Below are 23330 nucleotides of genomic sequence, written 5' to 3' on the forward strand. Positions count from 1 at the left end.
TCCTCATAAATCACACTACAGGATCATGAACTTCATAGAGCTTGTTAAGAATAGACTGTAAAGGAGTCGGCGGATCGTCACGGGCGTGATTAATTGTGCGGTAAGTATTGCCTTGCTCGTTTCAGCAAAGCGGATAGTTATGCTAATTACCTGATTAATCATAAGCAGGCTTCGTATGGTATTTTTTTGTAAATCGTCAGAAAGAAACCGGCAATAGCCATTTTGCATGAAAAGAGTATCTTGCGCGGCGTACCTGGACTATTCTTGTCCACGTCAGGCACGCCAGTGCCAGTATGTGCTTTTTTGGGTGAAAGGAGTAATAAAATGGCGACAGGAAAGTCCTGCTCTCGCTGGTTCGCGCCTGTTGCGGCGTTGTTGATGGTAGTTAGCCTGAGCGGGTGTTTTGATAAAGAAGGCGATCAGCGCAAAGCGTTTATCGATTTTCTTCAGAATAACGTGATGCGCAGTGGTGAGCATTTACCAACGCTGACTGCGGATCAGAAAAAACAGTTCGGCCCCTTCGTTTCTGATTACGCCATCCTTTATGGTTATTCACAACAAGTGAATCAGGCAATGGATTCTGGCCTTCGTCCCGTTGTGGATAGCGTCAATGCGATTCGCGTCCCGCAGGATTACATGACCCAGCGCGAGCCTCTGCGCCAGTCTAACGGTGCGCTTGGCGTGCTGAGCCAGCAGTTGCAGAATGCAAAAATGCAGGCAGATGCGGCGCGATCCGCACTGAAGCAAGGCGAAGATCTGAAGCCTGTATTCGATAAAGTGTACGAGAAAGTGGTGACTAAACCCTCAGATGCGATGCAGCCGTTGATTCCGGCCGCGCAGATATTTAGTCAGCAACTGGTCCAGGTGGGTGATTTTATCTCTCAGCAGGGAACCCAGGTGAGCTTTGTCTCTAACGGCATCCAGTTCCCGACGTCTCAGCAAGCCAGCCAGTACAACACGCTGATTGGGCCGCTAGCCTCGCAGCACCAGGCCTTCAGCCAGGCATGGAGTTCGGCAGTGACCGCCACGGAATAACATAAAAAACCCGCTGAGAAGCGGGTTTTTTATGATTGTTGAAAATAAAACTTGTCATCTCCACCCCACTTATGGTTTTATAGCTTCGTCGGTTTGTTACACAGACCTAAAGCAGTTTAGTTAAGTAAGTAGTCCAGATGAGTTATCCAAAGATACCCTTCGTAGTGACCCTTCCTTCATCGCTTAAAAATCTGTAACACATTCCATCATCGCGCCGGAAGGCAAAACAAATATTTAAAAGGTAAAATCTATGTCTGGTAAAATGACTGGTCTGGTAAAATGGTTCAACGCTGATAAAGGTTTCGGCTTCATCACTCCTGACGATGGCTCTAAAGATGTATTCGTACACTTCTCTGCTATCCAGAACGAAGGCTACAAATCTTTGGACGAAGGCCAGAAAGTTTCCTTCACCATCGAAAGCGGCGCTAAAGGCCCAGCAGCTGGTAACGTTGTAAGCCTGTAAGCTTCCAACTCAGCAGCAAAGAATTTTAAAACCCGCCTCTGGCGGGTTTTTTCGTTTCAGGCATTAACCTGCGGATTCACACAGTTTTTCTCAACGTTTCCGTTGAGTGCGTTGATCAGATTATCCACAGCCGTTGCGGCCATATTGTAGCGGGTTTCATGCGTAGCAGACCCAATGTGCGGCAGGGCAACGACATTCGGTAATGTCAGCAGCGGAGAATCAACCGGCAGCGGCTCTTGCTCAAACACGTCCAGACCGGCAGCGTGGATCTCCCCGTCCTGCAGCGCCTCAATCAACGCCTTTTCATCCACCACGGGCCCGCGCCCGGCATTAATGAAAATCGCCGACTTCTTCATTTTCTCAAATTCTGCTTTACCGATCAGATGATGCGTCTCATCCGTCAGCGGCAGGATCAGGCAAACATAGTCAGCTTCCTGCAGCAGCGTCTCTAATTCACAGTAACGTGCGTTGAAACGCTCTTCCGCTTCGCTGTGATGACGGCGGGCGTTGTACAGAATCGGCATGTTGAAACCGAAATGCGCGCGCTGGGCTAACGCCAGCCCAATACGGCCCATCCCCACGATCCCCAGCGTTTTGCCATGCACGTCCACACCAAACCAGTCGGGACCAATACTTTTCGTCCATTCGCCCGCTTTTACACGCTCAGCAACTTCTACCACCCGGCGCGCCGTGCTTAGGACCAACGCCATCAGCGTATCTGCGACCGTTTCGGTCAGCGCATAAGGCGTGTGCATGAGCAGGATTTTGCGTGCGTTTAAGGCATCGACATCAAAATTGTCGTAACCGACTGAAATGGTGGACGTCGCACGAAGCTTCGGCATTTTTTCCAGCAATGCGGTATCCACTTTTTCGCTTGATCCCAACAATCCTGCTGCGCTGGCGAATACGTCAGCATGCTCTGCGACGGTCTCCGGATTAAGATTCTTCACCTGGGTGACGGTGAAGTGTTCTTCAAGACGTTTTTGCAGATCCTCGGGCAGTGCTTTATACAAAATGACGGACGGCTTCATGCTAATCTCCGTTGATGTTAAAGGGTTCAGGCGTGGCGTGCGCCAGCAGGGACGTGTTGATTATTAGCAGGCTTAACAATCAAAGTAAGCCACACTGAAGCGAAAAGTGCCACCCCCATAAAAATGTACGAGGCGGACGGGCTGCCGGTCGTGCCGTTCAGATAACCCACAAACCACGAGCCGAAGAACGATCCCAGCGCGCCCATACTGTTGATGAGCGCCATCGCGCCGCCCGCAACGTTACGCGGCAGCATCTCGGGAATGATGGCGAAGAAAGGACCGTAAGGCGCGTACATCGCGGCACCTGCGATGACCAGCAGGGTATAAGAAATCCAGAAGTGATCGGGTCCAACTGCCCATGAACCAATAAACGCGAATGCGGCAATCAGCAGCAGCGGCCAAACGAAAAGCTTACGGTTTTGCAGTTTGTCCGATGCCCAGGACACCACAATCATCGCAATAGTCGCCGCCAGATAAGGCACGGATGACAGCCAGCCCACTTCGACCATGCCGAGGTTTTCTCCGCCGCTGCGAATGATGGACGGCAGCCACAGCACAAATCCGTACACACCAATACTCCACGTGAAGTACTGCATGCAAAGGAGTACCACGTTGCGGGAGCGGAATGCTTCGCCGTAGTTACGTACCGGTTTCAGCCCCTGTTGCTCTTTCTCCAGTTCCGCCTGAAGCGCGGCTTTTTCGCTTTCGGAGAGCCATGTCGCCTGGGACGGTTTATCTTTTACCAGCACCCACCAGCAGAAGGCCCAGATAATCGCGGGGATCCCTTCAATGATGAACATATGACGCCAGCCGAATGACTGAATCAGGTAGCCAGAGACGACGGACATCCACAGTACCGTGACCGGGTTACCGAGGATCAGGAAAGTATTGGCGCGCGAACGTTCGGATTTGGTAAACCAGTTGCTGATGTAAATCAGCATCGCAGGCATTACGGCGGCTTCTACCACGCCAAGAATAAACCGAATGGCGGCCAGCGCCGGAATGTTGTTGACCATACCGGTGAGCGATGCACAGGCTCCCCACAGAATCAGACACACGAAGATCAGTTTGCGCACGCTGCGGCGTTCGGCATATATCGCGCCTGGGATCTGGAAGAAGAAATAGCCCAGGAAGAACAACGCGCCGAGCAGGGAAGAGACCCCTTTGGTGATCCCCAGATCTTCGGTGATCCCCGCGGCGGAAGCGAAACTGAAATTCGCGCGATCGAGATACGCCAGGCTGTACGTGATAAACACGATCGGCATGATGTACCACCAGCGTTTGACTGCATTGGTCGATTTGTTCATAGACTTGCCTCTGTTGTTGAGGTGACTTCCGCCGCTGTATGTAGGGTACGCGGGGCTGTGTTTTTAATTCGCGGTTGCGAGGATTGATTCCCCTAAGGCTTCCCGCGTCGGTAATCCTTCGCTATCGCCCTGAACCTGAATGGCGAGCGAGCCAATTTTGTTACCGCGTGCGACGGCCTGCGGTAACGTTTTCCCTTCGAGTAGGGCGCTGATTACGCCGACAGCGAAACCATCGCCAGCGCCGACGGTATCGACAACATTCTCGACTTTCATCGCGGCAACCGTCCCTTTTTCACCTTCTGCCGTCTTGAACCATGCACCCTCGGCTCCCGTTTTCAGCACCACGGCTTTCACACCTTGATTCAGATAAAAATCGGCGATCCCTTCGGGGGATGACTCTCCGGTCAAAATCATCCCTTCTTTTATACCAGGCAAAACCCAGTCAGCCTGGAAGGCGAGGTGATTGAGCTGATTAATCATCTCGGCCTCGCTTTTCCACAGCACTGGACGCAGATTGGGATCGAATGAAATCGTCTTACCCTGAGCTTTCATGGTGCTGGCTGCGTGATCGAGTAGCTCATACGAACTGCTCGACAATGCCGCCGCCACTCCGCTCAAATGCAGGTGGCGTGCTGACGAGAAGTACGCAGAGTGATAATCGGCAAGAGAGAGATGACTGGCCGCCGATCCTTTGCGGAAATACTCCACGATGGGATCGGTTCCATTTTCAACTTTAGACTTTAGCTGGAAACCTGTGGCGAAACGGCTGTCGAGCGTGACGCCAGCCGCGTCGATCCCCTCTTTTTTGAGCGAATCCACGACAAATTGACCGAAGCTGTCGTTGCCTACGCGGCTGACCCAGCCGACGTTCATACCCAGGCGCGCCAGTCCGGTCGCCACGTTGAGTTCTGCGCCTGCCACACGTTTGATAAAGTGTTCAACAGCGCTTAACGTACCCGTTTCGGTGGCAACGAACATCGCCATTGCTTCACCGATGGTGATGACGTCCAAAGTCTTAGACATGGCGTGACTCCTCGCGCAGCAGATTGACGTAATGGCGGGTCACTGCGGCTAAATCCGGACCCTCCAGTGGGAATTCAATCCCGCGCGGTGCATCTGCGGGAAGTTGATCCAGAAGCGCCATCCAGCGCGCATCGGCGTTATCCGGTGCGATAGCGCGGTAGTGTTGATTGTGCGGGATGGCCGCTTTGACGTGGATATAGCTCACGGCAGGGGCGAGAAGACGAGCGGCTTCTTCAGGCGAATCGCCCACCCATAACCAGTTGCCCGTATCGAACGTCAGCGTGACGGGCAATTGCATCACCCGACAGGCCGCTTTGAATCGCTGCATCGGTGCCAGTTGGCCACAATCAGTTTGATCGTTTTCAACCACCAGCGCCATGCCGCTGTCATTGAGTAATTCACGTAGTGCTTCCAGCGGCGCCTTATCGCGGAAATGGCCCAAAGAAACCTTTAACCACAAGGCATTTAACGCGTTGGCTTCGGCAAGATAACGTGGCAGATCCGGGTTAAGCGTCCCATCGGGCATTAGCAATGCGGCTGGTGCTGAGTAACAGACCAGCAAGCCAAGCAGCTCGATAGATTGGGCCAGCATGGGAAGGGTTTGCAGCTCTTGCTCGCTGAAGAGTTCGCGACGTATTTCGACACCATCTGCGCCACCCGCTGCGATGACGGGCAGCATGGCCCGCTGGCCGCCTGCCTGACGTACCTGATCCGCACCGTATGCCGCGGTCACGACGATAATTTTTCTGCCCATTGGCTGACTCCCATTCGTAGCTGATAGTTATCACGCTAGATGGAACCGGTTCCAAAGAAAAGCCCAGGGTGTTGAATTTATGATCGCCATCACGAAGGGAATTTAGCGGGAAGTCGAACCGCGTACGATCAGCTCGCCAGAGAAAACCTGCTCGCGAACGGCGTCTGTCATGCCTTCAATTCGGCGAACCACCTGTTCTACTGCGGCATAGCCAATCTGCCAGGTCGGTTGTTTGAGCGTGGTGATTCCTACGCCTGCCAGCTCTGCCCATTCCAGTTCGTCAAAGCCTAGCAGGCCAATATCGCTACCCCAGTGGAGGCCAATGCGTTTGAGGGATCGCGCCACCTGGAGCGTGAGTGCCCCGTTGGCAGAAATCACGGCTTTACGCATTCCGCGATGGCGGGTGTGAAATTGACGTAGCGCGTTATCCATCTGGTCGGCTTCATGCAGTGGAATTTCGATATTCTCGGCGATCACGCCGGGATAGCGCGCCAGAGTCGCACGAAAAGCGCTGAGGCGATCGCGACGGGTATTGACCATTCCCAACGGTTCGCTCATAAACAAAATCGCTTCAAAACCTTGCTCGATGAGGTGTTCCGTGGCGGTCGTGGCGGCCTGAGTGTTATCCAGTCCGACGACATCGCAGGCAAATTCCGGAATTTTGCGGTCGATGAGTACCATCGGAAGCGCGGACTGCTGGAGACGGTTAAGCCCCTCTTCGCGCATACCCACGGCATTGACCACGATACCTTCCACCTGATAGCTGCGCAGCAGGTCAAGATAGTGCAATTCCTGATTTAGCTCGTTATTCGTATTACAGACCAGCGGCGTAAAGCCTTTTTCACGACACGCAGCTTCGATGCCGCTCAGCACATTGACGGAGTAGGGATTGGTGATATCGGCGATAATCAGGCCGATGAGGCGGGTACGACCATGCTTTAGCCCGCGAGCCATGAGGCTTGGGCGATAGTCGAGTTCAGCAATAGCATGTTCGATACGTGCCAGCAGCGCGTCGGAAAGCAGATGTTTCTCGCCATTCAGATAGCGTGAAATACTGGTTTTACCGGTTTTTGCAGCTTTCGCCACGTCGCTGATGGTGGACCGTGTTGATTTGCTCATCGCTGATTTCTCTGAATTAAGTGAGAACACCTTAACGTGAAAATCAGCGATGGCAAGTGCTTCATATCGGATGATACAGGCGGCAGATGCCCTCATCCGACCCTCTCCCAGAGGAAGAGGGGAAGACAAAAACTTACTGAATCGGGCTGAGGGTGATTTCGACGCGACGGTTCTGGGCTTTGCCTTCTGCCGTGCTGTTGCTGGCGATTGGATTTGCCGGCCCCATCCCGCTAGTGCGGATGCGGTTGGCCGCCACGCCCTGAGCGATCAGGGAGCTGGCTACGGAGTCCGCGCGCTGCTGAGACAGACGCATATTCAGGTCCTGGCTGCCGGTGCTGTCGGTATAGCCGATCACATTGACTGCGGTTTTACTGTACTCTTTCAGGACCATCGCGACGCCCGTCAGGGTGTTCGCCCCGGCAGGTTTCAGCGTAGCGCTGCTGCTGTCAAAGGTCACATTGCTCGGCATGTTTAAAATGATGTTGTCGCCATTTCGCGTCACACTCACGCCGGTTCCCTGCATTTTGTCACGCAGTTTTGCTTCCTGAACATCCATGTAATAACCGGCGCCGCCACCCAGCGCCGCTCCCGCCGCTGCACCGATCAGCGCGCCTTTGCCGCGATCTTTCTTCGATGAGGAGAGCACGCCAACACCCGCGCCAACCAATGAGCCGATACCTGCGCCAATGCCGGATTTACCCGCTTCACGCTCGCCGGTGTAAGGGTTTGTTGTGCAGCCAGAAACCGCCAGTGCGCCACTCACCAGAGCGGCAATAGCCAATACGCGTTTATTCATCTTATTTCCTTAATCCTTTTTATTCTTTGCCACGACGGACGTGGCGGTTGATTATGACGCCCAGTTATGCAGAAAATTCCGGGGATAACTCTGAAATTTGTGTCAAACCATAAACGGCTTCAAAGAAGGCCGTGAAACCTGCAACAGGCAACCCAGGAGCGCACGCTTTGACCACCTCAATAAAAACCATTCTGACCGCAGCCCACTGGGGGCCCATGCTGGTTGAAACCGACGGCGAGAACGTGCTGTCTTCACGCGGGGCGCTGCCCACCGATCATCCCAATTCATTACAAACTGCGGTGCGCGATCAGGTGCACAGTAAAACCCGTGTGCGCTGGCCGATGGTGCGTAAAGGTTTTTTAGCGTCGCCGGATAATCCGCAGGGCGTGCGTGGGCAAGATGAATTTGTACGTGTGAGCTGGGACGATGCGCTGGCGCTCATCCACGGACAACACAAACGCATCCGCGACAGCTACGGCGCGTCGTCTATCTTTGCCGGGTCTTACGGCTGGCGCTCCAACGGCGTGCTGCATAAAGCGGCGACGCTGTTGCAACGCTATATGAGCCTGGCGGGCGGCTACACGGGGCATCTGGGTGATTATTCAACCGGTGCGGCCCAGGCGATCATGCCGTATGTCGTGGGGGGCAATGAGGTGTATCAGCAGCAAACCAGCTGGCCGCTGGTGCTGGAACATACGGACGTCGTGGTGTTGTGGAGCGCCAACCCGCTTAACACGCTGAAGATTGCGTGGAATGCCAGCGATGAGCAGGGGATTGCCTATTTTGACGCGCTGCGTAAAAGCGGTAAGCGGTTGATCTGCATCGATCCTATGCGTTCTGAAACGCTCGATTTTCTCGGGGACAGCGCCGAGTGGATCGCGCCGCATATGGGCACCGATGTCGCGATGATGCTGGGTGTGGCCTATACGCTAGTGGAAAACGGTTGGCATGATGCTGAATTCCTGGCGCGCTGTACAACCGGTTTCGACATCTTTACGCAGTATCTGACCGGTAAATCTGACGGAGTGGCGAAAACCGCTGAATGGGCTGCCGAAATTTGCGGCGTTGATGCCGCTAAAATTCGCGAACTGGCGGCGTTATTCCATCAAAACACCACCATGTTGATGTCGGGCTGGGGAATGCAGCGTCAGCAGTTTGGCGAGCAAAAGCACTGGATGCTGGTGACGCTTGCCGCGATGCTCGGCCAGATTGGTACGCCGGGCGGCGGTTTTGGCCTGTCGTATCACTTTGCCAACGGCGGGAATCCGACACGCCGCGCGGCGGTGCTGGCCTCGATGCAGGGTTCTGTGCAAAACGGGATTGATGCGGTCGATAAAATTCCGGTTGCTCGTATCGTTGAAGCGCTGGAAAACCCAGGCGGTTTTTATCAGCACAACGGCATGGATCGGCATTTCCCGGATATCCGTTTTGTCTGGTGGGCGGGCGGCGCAAACTTTACCCATCATCAGGATACCAACCGCCTGATTCGTGCGTGGCAGAAACCAGAGCTGGTGGTCATTTCAGAGTGCTTCTGGACCGCAGCGGCGAAGCACGCTGATATTGTGCTGCCAGCGACCACCTCATTTGAGCGTAACGATCTGACCATGACTGGCGATTACAGCAATCAGCACATGGTGCCGATGAAGCGTGTGGTTCCGCCGCGTGACGAAGCGCGTGACGATTTTGAGGTGTTTGCAGCATTGAGCGAGCTGTGGGAGCCGGGCGGTCGCGAGCGCTTCACGGAAGGCAAAACGGATCTGGAATGGCTCGAGACGTTTTACCAGATTGCCGGGCAGCGCGGTGAATCGCAGGGCGTGACGTTGCCGCCGTTTGCAGAGTTCTGGGAAGAGAATGCTATTTTTGAAATGCCGGAGAGCGAAGAGAACGCGCAGTTTGTCCGTTTTGCTGATTTCCGCCGCGATCCGCAGAGTCATCCGCTAAAAACGGAAAGTGGCAAAATCGAGATCTATTCGCAGCGTATCGCCAGCTTTAACTATGCCGATTGCCCACCCCATCCGATGTGGCTTGAGCCCGATGAGTGGCACGGTAACGCGCAGCCGAAGCAGCTACAGGTGCTGTCCGCGCATCCGGCACATCGTCTGCACAGCCAGCTTAACTATTCGTCACTGCGTGAACAGTACGCCGTGGCGGGACGTGAGCCGATCACCTTGCATCCGGATGACGCCAACGCGCGTGGAATTGCCGACGGTGATGTGGTGCGGGTCTGGAACACGCGCGGACAGGTGCTCGCGGGAGCCGTGGTCAGTACGGGGATTAAACCTGGTGTGATCTGTATTCACCAGGGCGCGTGGCCCGATCTGGATCGCGATGAAGGCGGAATCTGTAAAAACGGCGCGGTGAACGTGTTAACCAAAGATCTCCCCAGCTCGAAGCTGGGGAATGGTTGCGCGGGAAATACGGCGCTCGCCTGGGTGGAAAAATATCAGGGACCGGAACTTACGCTGACGGCGTTTGATCCGCCTGCCAGCTCATAATCCACGTCGGGTGTTGCGTCTCTTCCTGCCAGGCGCTGTCTTCAATGCGAAAACCCTGAGCATGGTAGAAATTCACCGCCCGACTGTTTTTCTGGTAAACCTCAAGACTTAAGGACGGGTACGTCTGCTGAACATGCTGAATCAGCGCGTGCCCGATCCCTTTCCCCAGATGGGGCGTGGCGACAAATAGCGCGCCGATGAACTGAAACTGCATGACGCTGATAAAGCCTCTGATTTCACCAGACTCTTCCCAAACCCACGTTTCCGCTGACGGCAGATAAGCATCACGGACCAGCGCTTCGCTTTCAACCCAGTACTGCGCATCGATAAACGGATGCGCATCGGTGGTGCTTTCCAGCCATAAACTCAGCAGCGGCGCGGTGTTCTCACTTTGCCATTTGCGAATCATGTTGTCCTCCAGGATGGCAGAAGCAGCCCGTCACATGATCGTTAACCAGGCCGCACGCTTGCATGAAAGAGTAGCAAATTGTGGTGCCAACAAACTTGAATCCACGTTTTTTCAACGCTTTAGAAAGGGCATCGGATGCAGGCGTGGATGTGTCGATTTCAGCCAGCGTCGCGGACTGGGTGATCTTCGGGGTATGGTCAACAAACGACCAGACAAAATCTGAAAAAGGCTCGCCGTTTTCTTCCATCGCCAGGTATGCACGCGCGTTGCCGATAATAGCTTGAATCTTACCGCGATGACGGATGATACCGGCGTCCAGCACCAGTCTTTCGACATCTTCTTCCGTCATCGCGGCAACGCGTACCGGGTCGAAATGATGGAAGGCGTTACGGTAATTTTCCCGTTTTTTCAAGACGGTAATCCACGATAATCCCGCCTGTTGACCCTCCAGGCAGATCATCTCAAAGAGATTCTTGCCGTCTTTTTCCGGCACGCCCCACTCTTTATCGTGATAATCGATATAAAGCTGATCCTGGCTTACCCATCCGCAACGTTGCATAGGTTATTTCCCTTATTGATTGTGAATCCGCAAAAATTCAGCCAACCTGGCTTGACGTGAGTGTTAAAAAGACAATATTTAATTAAGGGTTATGCCCTCATATCGCTTCTTAAACAATGACAAATATCGCCGAACTCGGCTCTCTCTGGAGTCGCTTTGATGATGATAAAAAAAATCAGTGGTCGCCATGCTGTTTCTGGCCTGGTGGGTGTATCAGTCTGTTTGTTTTTTTGTAGCACAGCCTCTGCCTGGCAACAGGAATATATCGTTTCAGATGCGCAAAGTCATACGACTGAACGCTATACATGGGACGCCGATCACCAACCGCGCTATGACGATATTCTTGCGGAGCGAATTCGTTCTTCGCAGAACGTACCGGGACTGGCCCTCAATATGCCGGATAATTACCCGGCGGAATCGGCGAGCACCCTGAGCGTGGGGTTGAATATACCGGTCACCCGCAACACCACAACCGGGCCTGTGGCGGCGTGGCACTACGATGGTTCAACGCAAATGATGTACAACGAGTTTGGTGATAACGGCAGTTCAACGTCGCTCACCGATCCGCTCTGGCACGCCAGCGTTAGCACGCTTGGCTGGCGGGTGGATACGCGCGTGGGTGATTTACGGCCTTGGGCGCAGGTGAGCTATAACCAGCAGTTTGGTGATAACCAATGGAAATCGCAGTCCGGGATGAGCCGACTGCCTACATCATTGCAGTATGACAACTGGATGGACGTGACGGTGGGGGCCGACGTGCTGCTTTATCCCCATCTGGCGGCGTATGCGTCGTTATCCCAGGCGGAAAGTACGATGACAGGCGAAGACTATCTTTATACCCTGGGGGTGAGTGCGAGATTCTAAAATTATTATTTCCGGTAACGCTTCCATAACATCTTGAACACAATAACAGCAAGCCCTGTGGCGATAGCAGTCACTAACAAAGGTGCATTGCGAAATCTGGCAAGGTCATTCATTCCTGATTTCAGGCATTTCATTCCGTCTCTACTGCATTCCATGCCGTTTCTCCCCTGGCAATAAAGGGATTTGTATATCGTTGTCTGCAGCGAATTCCCTTAATTTCTCTTGCAGGACAACTGCCATGAACACATCAACCTATAACCGCACTCGTTGGCTGACACTCTTCGGCACCATCGTGACGCAATTTGCGTTGGGATCGGTTTATACCTGGAGCCTGTTTAACAGCGCGCTGTCCGACAAACTGGGAGCACCGGTCAGTCAGGTGGCATTTTCCTTCGGCTTGCTGAGTCTGGGGTTAGCGCTTTCGTCTTCCGTCGCAGGCAAATTGCAGGAGCGTTTCGGTGTGAAGCGCGTGACTATGGCCTCCGGTATTATGCTGGGTGTGGGCTTTTTCCTGACCGCGCATTCCAATAGCCTGATGATGCTGTGGCTCAGTGCGGGCGTGCTGGTTGGCCTGGCGGACGGTGCGGGCTATCTGTTGACGCTGTCCAACTGCGTGAAATGGTTCCCGGAACGTAAAGGCTTAATCTCCGCATTCTCAATCGGTTCTTACGGCTTGGGCAGCCTTGGTTTTAAATTTATCGACTCGCATTTACTGGAATCTGTTGGTCTGGAAAAGACGTTCATGATCTGGGGTGCGATTGTGCTGGTGATGATTCTTTTCGGTGCCACGCTGATGAAAGATGCGCCTCAGCAGGCAGTCAAAACGGTGAATGGCGTGGTGGAAAATGACTTCACGCTGGCGCAGTCCATGCGTCAACCGCAGTACTGGATGTTGGCCGTGATGTTCCTGACTGCCTGTATGAGTGGCCTGTATGTCATCGGTGTGGCGAAGGATATTGCTCAGGGAATGGTGAAACTGGATGTGGCAACCGCAGCCAACGCAGTGACGGTGATTTCCATTGCTAACCTGTCAGGCCGACTGGTGCTGGGTATCCTGTCTGACAAAATCTCGCGTATCCGTGTCATTACCATGGGACAGGTCGTGTCGTTGGTCGGTATGGCCGCTCTGCTGTTCGCGCCGCTGAATGAAATGACCTTCTTTGCCGCTATCGCCTGCGTTGCCTTTAACTTTGGCGGCACCATTACCGTCTTCCCTTCACTGGTGAGCGAATTCTTTGGCCTGAACAATCTGGCGAAGAATTACGGCGTGATTTATTTAGGGTTTGGGATCGGCAGCATTTGCGGTTCGCTTATCGCGTCGCTGTTTGGCGGCTTCTACGTGACCTTCTGCGTGATATTTGCCTTACTGATTATTTCGCTGGCGCTGTCGACGACGATTCGCCAACCGCAGCGCGAAGTCTATAATGAGGCGCATGCGTAAACAAACAACGAAAAAGGCCGGGTTTCCGGCCTTTTTTAGCGATGAAATCTAAGGAAAACTTAAGGTTGGATACCTTTAGTTTGTTTTTTTGTAAATATCCGCTTCAATCACACACTCTCCTGCCACTTTTTTCCATCGTTGTGGTCTACTTACCACGCTTTAGACATTTCTGATAATGGATTCCTAAGCGCATATATAGTCTGTTCACTTTTCATATGAAGTGAAGCGGGGTTACTCTCCCTTTTTCCGGGTTGAATGCATGAAATACATCAAATCGATGACACAACAAAAGCTGAGCTTTTTGCTGGCGTTGTACATCGGCCTGTTTATGAATGGTGCTGTTTTTTTCCGTCGGTTTGATGGTTACGCACAAGATTTTACTGTCTTGAAAGGAATCTCCGCAGTAGTTGAACTGGTCGCTACCGTTCTGGTGACGTTCTTCCTGTTACGTCTGCTCTCGCTATTTGGTCGACGCATGTGGCGTGTGCTCGCCTCGCTGGTGGTCGTGTTCTCTGCGGGTGCCAGTTATTACATGACTTTCATGAACGTGGTCATTGGCTACGGCATTATTGCCTCGGTCATGACGACGGATATTGACCTCTCGAAAGAGGTGGTGGGTCTGCACTTTATTCTCTGGCTGGTGTGCGTGAGCGCGCTGCCGCTGCTGTTCATCTGGAGCAACCGCTGCCGCTATACTTTGCTTCGGCAAATGCGCACACCTGGGCAACGCATCCGAAGCGTTACGCTGGTGGTGCTGGCAGGTTTGATGGTCTGGGGGCCGATTCGCCTGCTGGATGTGAAGCAAAAATACGATGAGCGTACCTCTGGCGTAGATATGCCGAGCTACGGCGGCGTCGTGGCTAATTCCTATCTTCCTTCTAACTGGATATCGGCGCTGGGCCTTTACGCCTGGGCGCAGGTCGACGAATCATCTGATAATAAATCGTTAAAGAATCCCGCCAAATTGTTTACATACCAAGCGCCTAAAGACATCGATGATACCTATTTTATCTTTATTATCGGTGAAACGACGCGCTGGGATCACATGGGCATTCTTGGCTACGATCGCGACACGACACCGAAACTGTCGCAGGAAAAGAACCTGATTGCCTATCGCGGGTACTCCTGTGATACCGCCACTAAACTCTCGTTGCGCTGCATGTTTGTGCGCGAAGGCGGGGCGGATGATAACCCTCAGCGTACGCTGAAAGAGCAAAACGTCTTCTCGGTTCTGCGCCAGCTTGGGTTTACGTCCGACCTTTACGCCATGCAGAGTGAAATGTGGTTCTACAGCAACACCATGGCGCAGAACATTGCTTATCGCGAGCAAATCGGTGCCGAGCCGCGTAACCGCGGTAAGAGCGTGGATGACATGCTGCTGATTGACGAAATGAAGAACTCGTTGAATGGCAATCCTGATGGCAAGCATATGATTATCCTGCATACCAAGGGATCACACTTCAACTATACGCAGCGTTATCCGCGTAATTTCGCCAAATGGACGCCGGAGTGCGTAGGTGTGGATAAAGACTGCACCAAAGACGAGCTGGTTAACTCGTTTGATAATTCGGTGCTGTATGTCGATCATTTCATTGATAGCGTGATTGATCAGGTGCGCGATAAGAAAGCCATTGTTTTCTATGCCGCCGACCATGGTGAGTCAATCAATGAGTTTGAGCACTTGCACGGAACCCCGCGTAAAATGGCACCGCCAGAGCAGTTCCGCGTGCCGATGATGGTCTGGATGTCAGATAAATATCTGGAGAACCCGGATAAAGCGAAAATGTTCGCTCATCTGAAACAAGAGGCAGAAATGAAGGTGCCGCGCCGCCACGTTGAGCTGTACGACACGATTATGGGTTGCCTCGGTTATACCTCGCCGAATGGCGGGGTTAACGAAAATAACAACTGGTGTCATATCCCTGATAGTGCAACAAAAGCCACGCAATAACCGGTCTGGCGAGTTTATCGCCAATCGAATGGCTTTTTCATGATAAGGGATTGACGGGAGCGCACCCCAGCAGTAAGATGCGCTCCGCATTCGGCGAGTAGCGCAGCTTGGTAGCGCAACTGGTTTGGGACCAGTGGGTCGGAGGTTCGAATCCTCTCTCGCCGACCAAATTACAGTACGGTGTGGTTCAGTCCAGACCAGAAAAGGTAAGTCAGGCCGCAATCTCTAAGGGATTGCGGCTTTTTTTCGTTCTGTTCAGACCAGACCGATATATTTACAGCCAGATATTTTAGTTATACGTTTTGTTATACACCCCCGATATAACAAAGGAACGTATAACATGGCGCGAGTCACTACCCCTCTCACCGCAACAGAAGTTCGTGCCGCGCGCCCGGCTGAAAAGGAATACACACCTTACAGGACGGTAGCGGGCTTTATCTTCTCGTTAAACCTAACGGCGCTAAAATCTGGCGTTTCAATTATGTACGCCCCGACGATAAAAAGCGTGCGCTGGTCAGTTTCGGTTCACTGGACGATGTGGCGCTCTCGGAGGCCCGTAAACGCCGCGATGAGTAGCTGCCAGCACCGGACAGGGAAGGACACGGGGAAAGGATGCTCCCTGCACGGTTGCCGCATTCAGGTACTGCTGACCATCGAGGACGGCGAGGTTGTCCACCAGAGCAACTCCTGCGCCCGGATGAAATGGCAATGAGCCTGCTGTGCTTCACGGAATTAGCCCGCCGTGCCGGATGGTTGGTCATTCCTCCGGCCTCTCCTGACCAGGAGTCGATACGATGAAAAAAGCGCCGAACCTGAAGCAACAGCCTGCCGACAGATTTACAGAGCAGGTGATTTTTGCCGGAGCTGACGCCTGGGTACATGCAAAAGACTGGCAGCATAATAACCGCGCCGGGGATATCGTGCCGCCTGTGGTACTGGCAGGACGTGAGCTGGATAATCTGCATAATCTGAGCATCACTGACAACGGACGACGGTTTGTACGCGTCTGCCGTGCCGGACCACTGTCAGAACGCCATATCACCACCATTGCCACCCGGCTGGCGCTGGCAAATGTCAGGGAAGCCCGTTTTTATTCTGAAAGTCACGAACTGCTGGAGGACTGGACACCTCGCCTTGCCGGACTGAAAGCGGAGGCTGAACGTGGAGAAAGCAGCGTTGTTCCGGCAGTGATAGCTTGTCTGGCTGACGGAGCCGACCTTGCCCACATGGCAGCCTGTGAGCGGGGCAAGGTGCTGGTGGCATATTATGAACAGGTGGCAGTTAACCCCGACAGCGGCACGGTGTATCAGTATCAGGAAGGCATCTGGCAGCATCAGCCGGATACGCTCCTGAAACGCACGCTGGCAGCAATATTTGAAGCCCACGAGACTCCGTACAACCCGAAAGGTATCGAGGCCGCCATTGAGTCCATGCGGATAATGGTTCCGGTCCTGCCCACCAGTGGGAGGGCGCAGGTGGCCTTTGTGAATGGGGTTTATGACCTGAATGCCGGGCAGTTTCAGCCACACAGCCCGGACAATGGCCTGCTGCACCACAATGGCATCATCTGGACGGAGGCCACGCCTGGCGAAAGTCTGAAAGACCATGCCCCGCATTTTACCGCTGGCTGATGCACGGTGCAGGCGGTGATGCTAACCGGGCGAAGCGTATTCTGGCGGCGCTGTTTATGGTGCTGGCAAACCGCCATGACTGGCAGCTATTTATTGAGGTCACGGGCGAAGGCGGCAGCGGGGAAAGCGTGTTTACCGCCATTGCCTCACTGCTCACAGGTGCACACAACACCGCCAGCGGCAACATGAAAGCACTGGATGAGGCCAGAGGTCGGGCGCAGTTTGTCGGCAAGAGTCTGATTATCCTCCCTGACCAGCCGAGATATACGGGAGAAGGCATCGGAATTAAGGCCATCACGGGCGGCGACCCGGTGGAAATCGACGGCAAGTATGAGTAGCAGTACACCACTGTGTTACGCACTGTCATTCTGGCAACCAATAACGAACCGATTATATTCACGGAGCGCAACGGGGGCATTGCCCGCCGCCGGGTGATATTTCCGTTTGATAACCCGGTGAGAGAAGCAGACAAAGACCCGATGCTTACGGAGAAAATCGCCACAGAACTGCCCGTTATCATTCGCCGCCTGCTGTCCACCTTTGCAGAACCGGAGAACGCCCGCCAGCTTTTATGCGAACAGCGGGATTCATTGGAAGCGCTCACTATCAAGCGCGGCACGGACCCGGTGATTGACTTGTGCGCGGCGCTGTACTTCATGACTGAGCCAAAAGGCATGATGATGGGCGGTGGAACATGGGCAGGCCAGCCGGAGCCGAAACGCTACCTCTATCACTGCTATCTGGCGTTTATGGAATACCACAACCTCGGGAAGCCGTTGTCTGTGGAAAAGTTCTCCCGCACGGTCAGACAGGCGGCAAAGGAATACCGGGCGGTATATCTGACCCGAAAGATTCACAGGGGGTATGACAATCCCTGTGTCTCTTGTTCGGCATGACAGCCCGCATCGTCAAATTTTTGTACCCGCGAAATTAAAAAAATTTCCCGCGGATGCATTCACTTCATATATGAGCCGCATAAAAATCATAATTCATTGTAATTACTGTTAATTTCATTACAGTAAAGCCGTTGTATATTCTTTCTGCAAGGCTAAAGTATTGCCTGTTAATGCTTTCTGAAAGGAATACAGAATGAGCCATTCGTACATATGTAACTGCTTTCCCCTTTCCCGAAATATCTCCCGGCAATACATCCTGCTGCAACTTGCATGGAGGGGATTATGGTAATCAGCCCGCCGTTTGTCCGCCCCCGGAATGCCGGAGAAAGTGATCCGTCATGGGTCAGCAGAATGATGCCCGTGGATATAAACCGGGATTTCCCGCTCAACAGACATGCATCATGGCACGGTGGTGTGCATGTTCTCCACACTGACCGCTATGAGGAAGGGTACGACCGTATTGAAGTTGTTCGTGCCATTGCGGATGGAGAAGTTGTTTCTTTCCGTAAACCGTCCAACACAGATAAGCGTGATGCATTCCCGCTGAATTATATTGGTAAAACCGATGACGGCTATGTTCTGCTGAAACACGAAACCGCCATCGGTTCCGGTGACAGTGGCACCGTCGTGTTCTACTCCCTGTACATGCACCTGCGGGACAGGTTAGATCCGGCGATTAAGGCCGGGGCCAGAATCTGGCGAAAGGATCCCATCGGGCAGAATGGCATAGTGGATAACGTAAATGCCTTTCACTTTCAGGTGTTCTGTGATGACGAGAACATGCTGAAACTGACCGGGCGATCAACACCAGGCCTGAACATTGCCACAGACGGCAGAACGGACACGGTTTACGGCGATATTCATTTTTATCTGCCTTCGGGAACGCCGTTTTATGAGCAGGTAGCCGATGCAGGTTCACCTGATACGGGCAATCTGAATAAGGTTCACACCAGTACAGCGCCGCTGTTCATCAGCATGACTTTTGAAAACGGTAGCTGCACGATAGTCACGCGAAGGAAAAATGCGACCAGTGATTTTGTCTATGACACGGTGGGCGATCCCTTGGTGGATGCAGACAGCGAAAAAAATAAGGACGGTAAACCTGTTAGCTATGAGTACAGTCTGTACCGTACTGCATGCCGTCTATATCCACAAAATCCGTCAGCCGGGTTCGAACTCCTCCGCTTCGGGCGGGTCATCAACACCGAACATGAAACCCTGACACCTGCCAACGCTCCGCTGTGGCGTACCGTCAGTTTTCCTGGAGGTAAGGGAATGGTTAACCTGGCCTCTCCTGACATAAAAAAATTCAGCGATGCCGACTTTCCCCACTGGACGGGGTGGTGGATGGTGGACGATGACACGGACAATAACAGCCAATGTAATTCCCCGCTCATTGCGGATTTACAGAAAAGCGGGCATCTCAGCGAACTGAGCAGCAAACTTGTCTGCTATTTTCCGCTGGAATGGAATGCAGCCACCTTTGACCAGCGCTATGCCTGGCTGAAAAAAGGCAGCGAAGATGTACCCGTCATGTCGGATACGGAGTACAGCAAAATCAAGGAGCATGCCTCCGCTCTGTGCTTTGATACAGGAGCACTTGGCACAGGCCGACTTTGGCATTTCCACCCTGCCGCATTTATCAGCCATTTCCGCAAATGTGGCTGGCTCAGCAAGCCAGAACTAAAACAGCTAATTCCATTGCATGCTATCAGTAATACACATTGGGATTCAGTTAAATATAATGATCAAGAAAATAGTGTTGCTAATAAAATTCATAGCAGCCTTAACATCACAATGCAGAAATACTTGATCAATACACCTTTCCGAGTGGCCTGTTTCCTTGGTAATGCAATACAAGAAACAGCTTGGCTGAGTACCACTCATGAAGCATATAGGTATACCGACAGGGATCCACATACAAGAGCCGTTATAGGACATCATAATGCTTGGTACTACCCGTGGCATGGTAGAGGTATTTTGCAGCTAACAAGCCCTGACAATTATTTCAAATACTTCAGCTTTAGGGGGAGAAATTATCCTGATAACGTCAAAAATAGGCTTTCTGCTGAATACAAGAGACTCTATAACAACAGTGTATTGAGAGATACAGACAACCATCTTGGTGATTCGAACAATGCCGATCTGCCAAGTAACGTTATTGAGTGGAGAGATAACCTTGAAAATAGCAGCTATGAGTCAACTGATAGTGCTGGATTCTACTGGAGTTTAAACGTAATGGCTAAATATGCCGACGCTGAACACTCACTAGAAAGACACTCAGTAAGAACAAACAAAGGAACAAAAGTTTGTTATCGCAGCCAAGCATTTTGGAAAGCTAGCTCGTCAGTCAACCTACCAGGACGTATTGGAGACACTCACTATAGAGGGTTAAATGGATTTGATGCTCGTTGCTGTGTGTACGGCAGTGCTATATCAACTCTTACTGAAATGCGTTTTCCAAATGAGCATGGTGAAATGAAAAACGAGAAACCAGAGTCAAACCAGCTTCGGAGAGAAGTATGAGATGTTTAATTACATTGGCAATAATGGCTGTATTTTCATTATCAACAAATGTTAGTGCACACGAATTAATTTTCAAATGCTCGACGGAAAACAACAAGTCAATTTCAGTCTACAAGGATGGAGAAAATTTAACATATACATTCGGAAAGAAAAACACCCAGCCAGAAATGGAATTAACAAGAAAGAAGGAACAACTAAGTATCACGCAAGAAATCCCTGTTGGTACAGGACTAAACAGCTCTATAGAGTTTAAAAATGGTATCTATAGCTACACGATAACCGAAAGTCTAAACAGAGTTAGCGATGAGCACGAAGCATCTGCGTGGTTAGATGTATCAAAAAACAAGGACGTTATCAGTTCAATGGACTGTTATATCGACTATGGTTCGCTTTCTGATATCGACTAGCCTAACCAATAGGTCTACCGCACAGATTTACCATAACATCTGTATTATCGGCACCGTCAGAACGGCACTGGCGGTGTTTCCGGTGTGAGTTGAGCATTAAAACCCCGAAACACACCTGATAAATTTTACCTAAATAGCTGCGCGGAACCTCCGAAGGAGGTTTGACTCGAGCGAAGCGAGAGAACGTTGCTTCAGCAACGGCCCGAAGGGCGAGCCGCGTAGCGGCAAGTAATCCTCTCTCGCCGACCACATTTAAAAAAGGGCTAACCGTAAGGTTGGCCCTTTTTGCCTTCTGCGAATGGAAAAGCATTAGCCAAATGTGAAACTCCCCCTCAAGCGAGGTTTTGCGTTAGGGACTTACCTGTGGCAACCTGTCAAAACAGACCTTACCTCTCGTTTACCCCTGCCTGTTAACGATTTTGTGACATAATCCATTGTATTTTTTTATATATAGATTGATCTTTTTTCGCGTTGCTTATGGATAACCTCAGCATTTTCCGCTGTGCGTTTTAACGTTCATGGCATTAAGTGCTCAGATAATCACCATTCTGTAAGAAAATTTACGCGATATGAATAAATGTTAATCACTGATTGTTGCGAAATATGAAGAGTTTTGTGCTGCAAGATGGCGAGTAGCATAAATTTCCCTGCTGAAAATAGATGCCTGGAGTTTTTTTAATCTTTGTTTGCCGTTTCTCACCCTCAACGTAAATCCCCGCCACCTGTATTGACGTTTTCACATTCTGTTGACAGATTGTAGGGCACGAGGGGCATTTCAGGGACGATCTGCGCTGCAACTCTGTCGCTCTTCTGAAAGGATTCTCCATCCCTTATAACGCCTTCGGGCATCACCGACCGGACCGGGTAAATAATAAATAAAGGTCAGGCGGCGTAACACAACAAAGCAAAACATCACATTGGAGCAGAATAATGAGTATTTCCTTGAAGAAGTCAGGGATGCTGAAGCTTGGTCTGAGCCTGGTTGCTCTGACCGTCGCGGCAAGCGTAAATGCGAAAACCCTGGTTTACTGTTCTGAAGGCTCGCCGGAAGGCTTTAACCCACAGCTCTTCACCTCGGGTACCACGTACGACGCAAGCTCTGTGCCTATCTATAACCGTCTGGTTGAATTCAAAATCGGTACCACGGAAGTTATTCCGGGTCTGGCGGAGAAATGGGAAGTCAGCGAAGACGGCAAAACCTATACCTTCCACCTGCGTCAGGGCGTGAAGTGGCAGGATAGCAAAGAGTTTAAACCCACTCGCGATCTGAATGCCGACGACGTTGTGTTCTCCTTTGATCGTCAGAAAAATGCCCAGAACCCGTACCATAAAGTGTCTGGCGGCAGCTACGAATACTTCGAAGGTATGGGTCTGCCAGACCTGATTACCGAAGTGAAAAAAGTTGACGATAAAACCGTTCAGTTTGTTCTGAGCCGTCCGGAAGCACCATTCCTGGCTGACCTGGCAATGGACTTCGCGTCTATTCTGTCGAAAGAATATGCGGATAACATGCTGAAAGCGGGCACGCCGGAAAAAGTGGATCTGAACCCAATCGGTACCGGTCCGTTCCAGCTGCTGCAATACCAGAAAGACTCGCGCATTCTGTACAAAGCGTTCGAAGGTTACTGGGGTACTAAACCGCAGATCGACCGTCTGGTCTTCTCCATCACGCCTGACGCCTCTGTGCGTTACGCAAAACTGCAGAAAAACGAATGCCAGGTTATGCCATACCCGAACCCGGCTGATATCGCGCGTATGAAGCAGGACAAAAACATCAACCTGCTGGAGCAGGCGGGCCTGAACGTAGGTTACCTGTCCTTCAACACCGAGAAGAAACCGTTTGATGACGTGAAAGTGCGTCAGGCGCTGACTTACGCGGTAAACAAAGAAGCCATCATCAAGGCGGTTTATCAGGGTGCTGGCGTTGCCGCGAAAAACCTGATTCCACCAACCATGTGGGGCTATAACGACGACGTTAAGGATTACACTTACGACGTTGAGAAAGCGAAAGCACTGCTGAAAGAAGCGGGTCAGGATAAAGGCTTTACCGTTGAGCTGTGGGCGATGCCTGTACAGCGTCCATACAACCCGAACGCTCGCCGTATGGCTGAGATGGTTCAGGCTGACTGGGCTAAAATCGGCGTTCAGGCCAAGATCGTGACCTACGAGTGGGGCGAGTATCTGAAGCGTGCCAAAGCTGGTGAGCACCAGGCGGTGATGATGGGTTGGACCGGGGACAATGGGGATCCGGATAACTTCTTCGCGACCCTGTTCAGCTGTGATGCAGCGAAACAAGGCTCCAACTACTCTCGCTGGTGCTACAAGCCGTTTGAAGATCTGATTCAGCCGGCGCGTGCGACCGACGACCACAACAAACGTATCGAACTGTACAAGCAGGCTCAGGTAGTGATGCATGACCAGGCTCCGGCGCTGATCGTGGCTCACTCCACCGTGTACGAGCCAGTGCGTAAAGAAGTGAAAGGCTACGTGGTAGATCCACTGGGCAAACACCACTTCGAAAACGTATCGGTTGAATAATAAGTAGGGTGTCCCCCTCTCCTGATGGGAGAGGGTCGGGGTGAGAGGGATTTAACCGTTCCTCTCACCCTTATCGTCTCCCCAG

20 protein-coding genes, 1 tRNA gene, 1 other RNA gene and 1 pseudogene are annotated in these 23330 nt (G+C 52.1%); 15 read left to right on the forward strand and 8 right to left on the reverse strand.

Annotation, left to right across the window (positions count from 1 at the left end; all coding sequences use genetic code 11):
- The first annotated feature begins 324 nt into the window (after window positions 1-324).
- Together I6L74_RS09545 and cspE are read left to right on the forward strand one after the other, a co-directional pair.
- Entirely contained in the window at window positions 325-1035 is a 711-nt protein-coding gene (locus I6L74_RS09545) for a DUF3053 domain-containing protein (protein ID WP_011915431.1), read from the forward strand.
- Window positions 1036-1285: 250 nt separating this feature from the next.
- Window positions 1286-1498: a transcription antiterminator/RNA stability regulator CspE gene (gene cspE / locus I6L74_RS09550; RefSeq protein WP_006177792.1), complete on the forward strand. Its 213-nt coding sequence runs from the start codon at window positions 1286-1288 to the stop codon at window positions 1496-1498.
- Window positions 1499-1554: 56 nt separating this feature from the next.
- Here the strand turns inward: cspE and ghrB are convergent, their stop codons facing one another.
- The 6 genes from ghrB to I6L74_RS09580 all read right to left on the reverse strand — a co-directional run bounded on the left by ghrB (window position 1555) and on the right by I6L74_RS09580 (window position 7528).
- Window positions 1555-2529: a glyoxylate/hydroxypyruvate reductase GhrB gene (ghrB, locus tag I6L74_RS09555; RefSeq protein ID WP_059180429.1), complete on the reverse strand. Its 975-nt coding sequence runs from the start codon at window positions 2527-2529 to the stop codon at window positions 1555-1557.
- 26 nt (window positions 2530-2555) lie between these two features.
- Window positions 2556-3836, reverse strand: a complete 1281-nt coding sequence (locus tag I6L74_RS09560; protein WP_059180428.1) for an MFS transporter — start codon at window positions 3834-3836, stop codon at window positions 2556-2558.
- Window positions 3837-3899: 63 nt separating this feature from the next.
- Complete coding sequence (locus tag I6L74_RS09565; protein WP_059180427.1) at window positions 3900-4859, reverse strand: sugar kinase; 960 nt, start codon at window positions 4857-4859, stop codon at window positions 3900-3902.
- Entirely contained in the window at window positions 4852-5613 is a 762-nt protein-coding gene (locus I6L74_RS09570; RefSeq protein WP_059180426.1) for a sugar phosphate isomerase/epimerase family protein, read from the reverse strand. The genes I6L74_RS09565 and I6L74_RS09570 overlap by 8 nt, the downstream gene beginning before the upstream one ends.
- 102 nt (window positions 5614-5715) lie before the next feature.
- The gene (locus I6L74_RS09575; RefSeq protein ID WP_059180425.1) at window positions 5716-6732 is read right to left on the reverse strand and encodes a LacI family DNA-binding transcriptional regulator; all 1017 of its coding nucleotides are present in this window, start codon (window positions 6730-6732) and stop codon (window positions 5716-5718) included.
- A 133-nt stretch (window positions 6733-6865) separates the two neighbouring features.
- Window positions 6866-7528, reverse strand: coding sequence for an OmpA family lipoprotein (locus I6L74_RS09580; protein ID WP_059180424.1), 663 nt, complete (start codon window positions 7526-7528; stop codon window positions 6866-6868).
- Window positions 7529-7695: 167 nt separating this feature from the next.
- On the opposite strand from I6L74_RS09580, the gene I6L74_RS09585 reads away from it, so the two are divergent.
- On the forward strand, window positions 7696-10023 hold the full coding sequence (locus tag I6L74_RS09585) for a molybdopterin guanine dinucleotide-containing S/N-oxide reductase (RefSeq protein ID WP_072241971.1): 2328 nt from the start codon (window positions 7696-7698) through the stop codon (window positions 10021-10023).
- Here the strand turns inward: I6L74_RS09585 and I6L74_RS09590 are convergent.
- Together I6L74_RS09590 and tag are read right to left on the reverse strand one after the other, a co-directional pair.
- Entirely contained in the window at window positions 9986-10432 is a 447-nt protein-coding gene (locus I6L74_RS09590; RefSeq protein WP_059180423.1) for an N-acetyltransferase, read from the reverse strand. The two genes, I6L74_RS09585 and I6L74_RS09590, sit on opposite strands and share 38 nt — an antisense overlap.
- Window positions 10410-10991 (reverse strand): DNA-3-methyladenine glycosylase I, encoded by a 582-nt coding sequence (gene tag / locus I6L74_RS09595; RefSeq protein ID WP_011915440.1) that lies wholly within the window; start codon window positions 10989-10991, stop codon window positions 10410-10412. Before tag ends, I6L74_RS09590 begins: the two co-directional genes overlap by 23 nt.
- A gap of 159 nt (window positions 10992-11150) precedes the next feature.
- On the opposite strand from tag, the gene I6L74_RS09600 reads away from it, so the two are divergent.
- The 12 genes and pseudogenes from I6L74_RS09600 (at window position 11151) to dppA (ending at window position 23245) form a co-directional block, all read left to right on the forward strand.
- Window positions 11151-11855: an autotransporter domain-containing protein gene (locus I6L74_RS09600; protein WP_059180422.1), complete on the forward strand. Its 705-nt coding sequence runs from the start codon at window positions 11151-11153 to the stop codon at window positions 11853-11855.
- A 238-nt stretch (window positions 11856-12093) separates the two neighbouring features.
- Complete coding sequence (locus I6L74_RS09605) at window positions 12094-13296, forward strand: L-lactate MFS transporter (RefSeq protein WP_059180421.1); 1203 nt, start codon at window positions 12094-12096, stop codon at window positions 13294-13296.
- 259 nt (window positions 13297-13555) lie between these two features.
- Window positions 13556-15247, forward strand: a complete 1692-nt coding sequence (gene eptB / locus I6L74_RS09610; RefSeq protein WP_059180420.1) for a kdo(2)-lipid A phosphoethanolamine 7''-transferase — start codon at window positions 13556-13558, stop codon at window positions 15245-15247.
- A 91-nt stretch (window positions 15248-15338) separates the two neighbouring features.
- Window positions 15339-15415, forward strand: a tRNA-Pro gene (locus I6L74_RS09615).
- Between the two features lie 172 nt (window positions 15416-15587).
- Window positions 15588-15820 (forward strand): annotated as a pseudogene (locus I6L74_RS09620) (integrase arm-type DNA-binding domain-containing protein); the annotation flags it as partial.
- 221 nt (window positions 15821-16041) lie between these two features.
- Window positions 16042-16878 carry a hypothetical protein gene (locus I6L74_RS21415; RefSeq protein ID WP_059180418.1) on the forward strand — a complete coding sequence of 279 codons (837 nt, stop codon included), beginning with the start codon at window positions 16042-16044 and terminating at the stop codon, window positions 16876-16878.
- Window positions 16878-17216: a hypothetical protein gene (locus I6L74_RS21420; protein ID WP_059180417.1), complete on the forward strand. Its 339-nt coding sequence runs from the start codon at window positions 16878-16880 to the stop codon at window positions 17214-17216. Before I6L74_RS21415 ends, I6L74_RS21420 begins: the two co-directional genes overlap by 1 nt.
- Window positions 17217-17228: 12 nt before the next feature.
- Window positions 17229-17774 (forward strand): primase-like DNA-binding domain-containing protein, encoded by a 546-nt coding sequence (locus tag I6L74_RS21425; RefSeq protein WP_059180416.1) that lies wholly within the window; start codon window positions 17229-17231, stop codon window positions 17772-17774.
- Between the two features lie 282 nt (window positions 17775-18056).
- Window positions 18057-20300, forward strand: coding sequence for a M23 family metallopeptidase (locus tag I6L74_RS09630; RefSeq protein WP_059180415.1), 2244 nt, complete (start codon window positions 18057-18059; stop codon window positions 20298-20300).
- Window positions 20297-20707: a hypothetical protein gene (locus tag I6L74_RS09635; protein WP_059180414.1), complete on the forward strand. Its 411-nt coding sequence runs from the start codon at window positions 20297-20299 to the stop codon at window positions 20705-20707. Before I6L74_RS09630 ends, I6L74_RS09635 begins: the two co-directional genes overlap by 4 nt.
- A gap of 121 nt (window positions 20708-20828) precedes the next feature.
- A non-coding RNA gene (locus I6L74_RS09640) (RtT sRNA) lies at window positions 20829-20956 on the forward strand.
- A gap of 681 nt (window positions 20957-21637) precedes the next feature.
- Window positions 21638-23245 (forward strand): dipeptide ABC transporter periplasmic-binding protein DppA, encoded by a 1608-nt coding sequence (gene dppA, locus I6L74_RS09645; RefSeq protein WP_059180413.1) that lies wholly within the window; start codon window positions 21638-21640, stop codon window positions 23243-23245.
- The last annotated feature ends 85 nt before the right edge of the window (window positions 23246-23330 follow it).

The organism is Lelliottia amnigena (assembly GCF_019047465.1).
Taxonomy (GTDB): domain Bacteria; phylum Pseudomonadota; class Gammaproteobacteria; order Enterobacterales; family Enterobacteriaceae; genus Enterobacter; species Enterobacter amnigenus.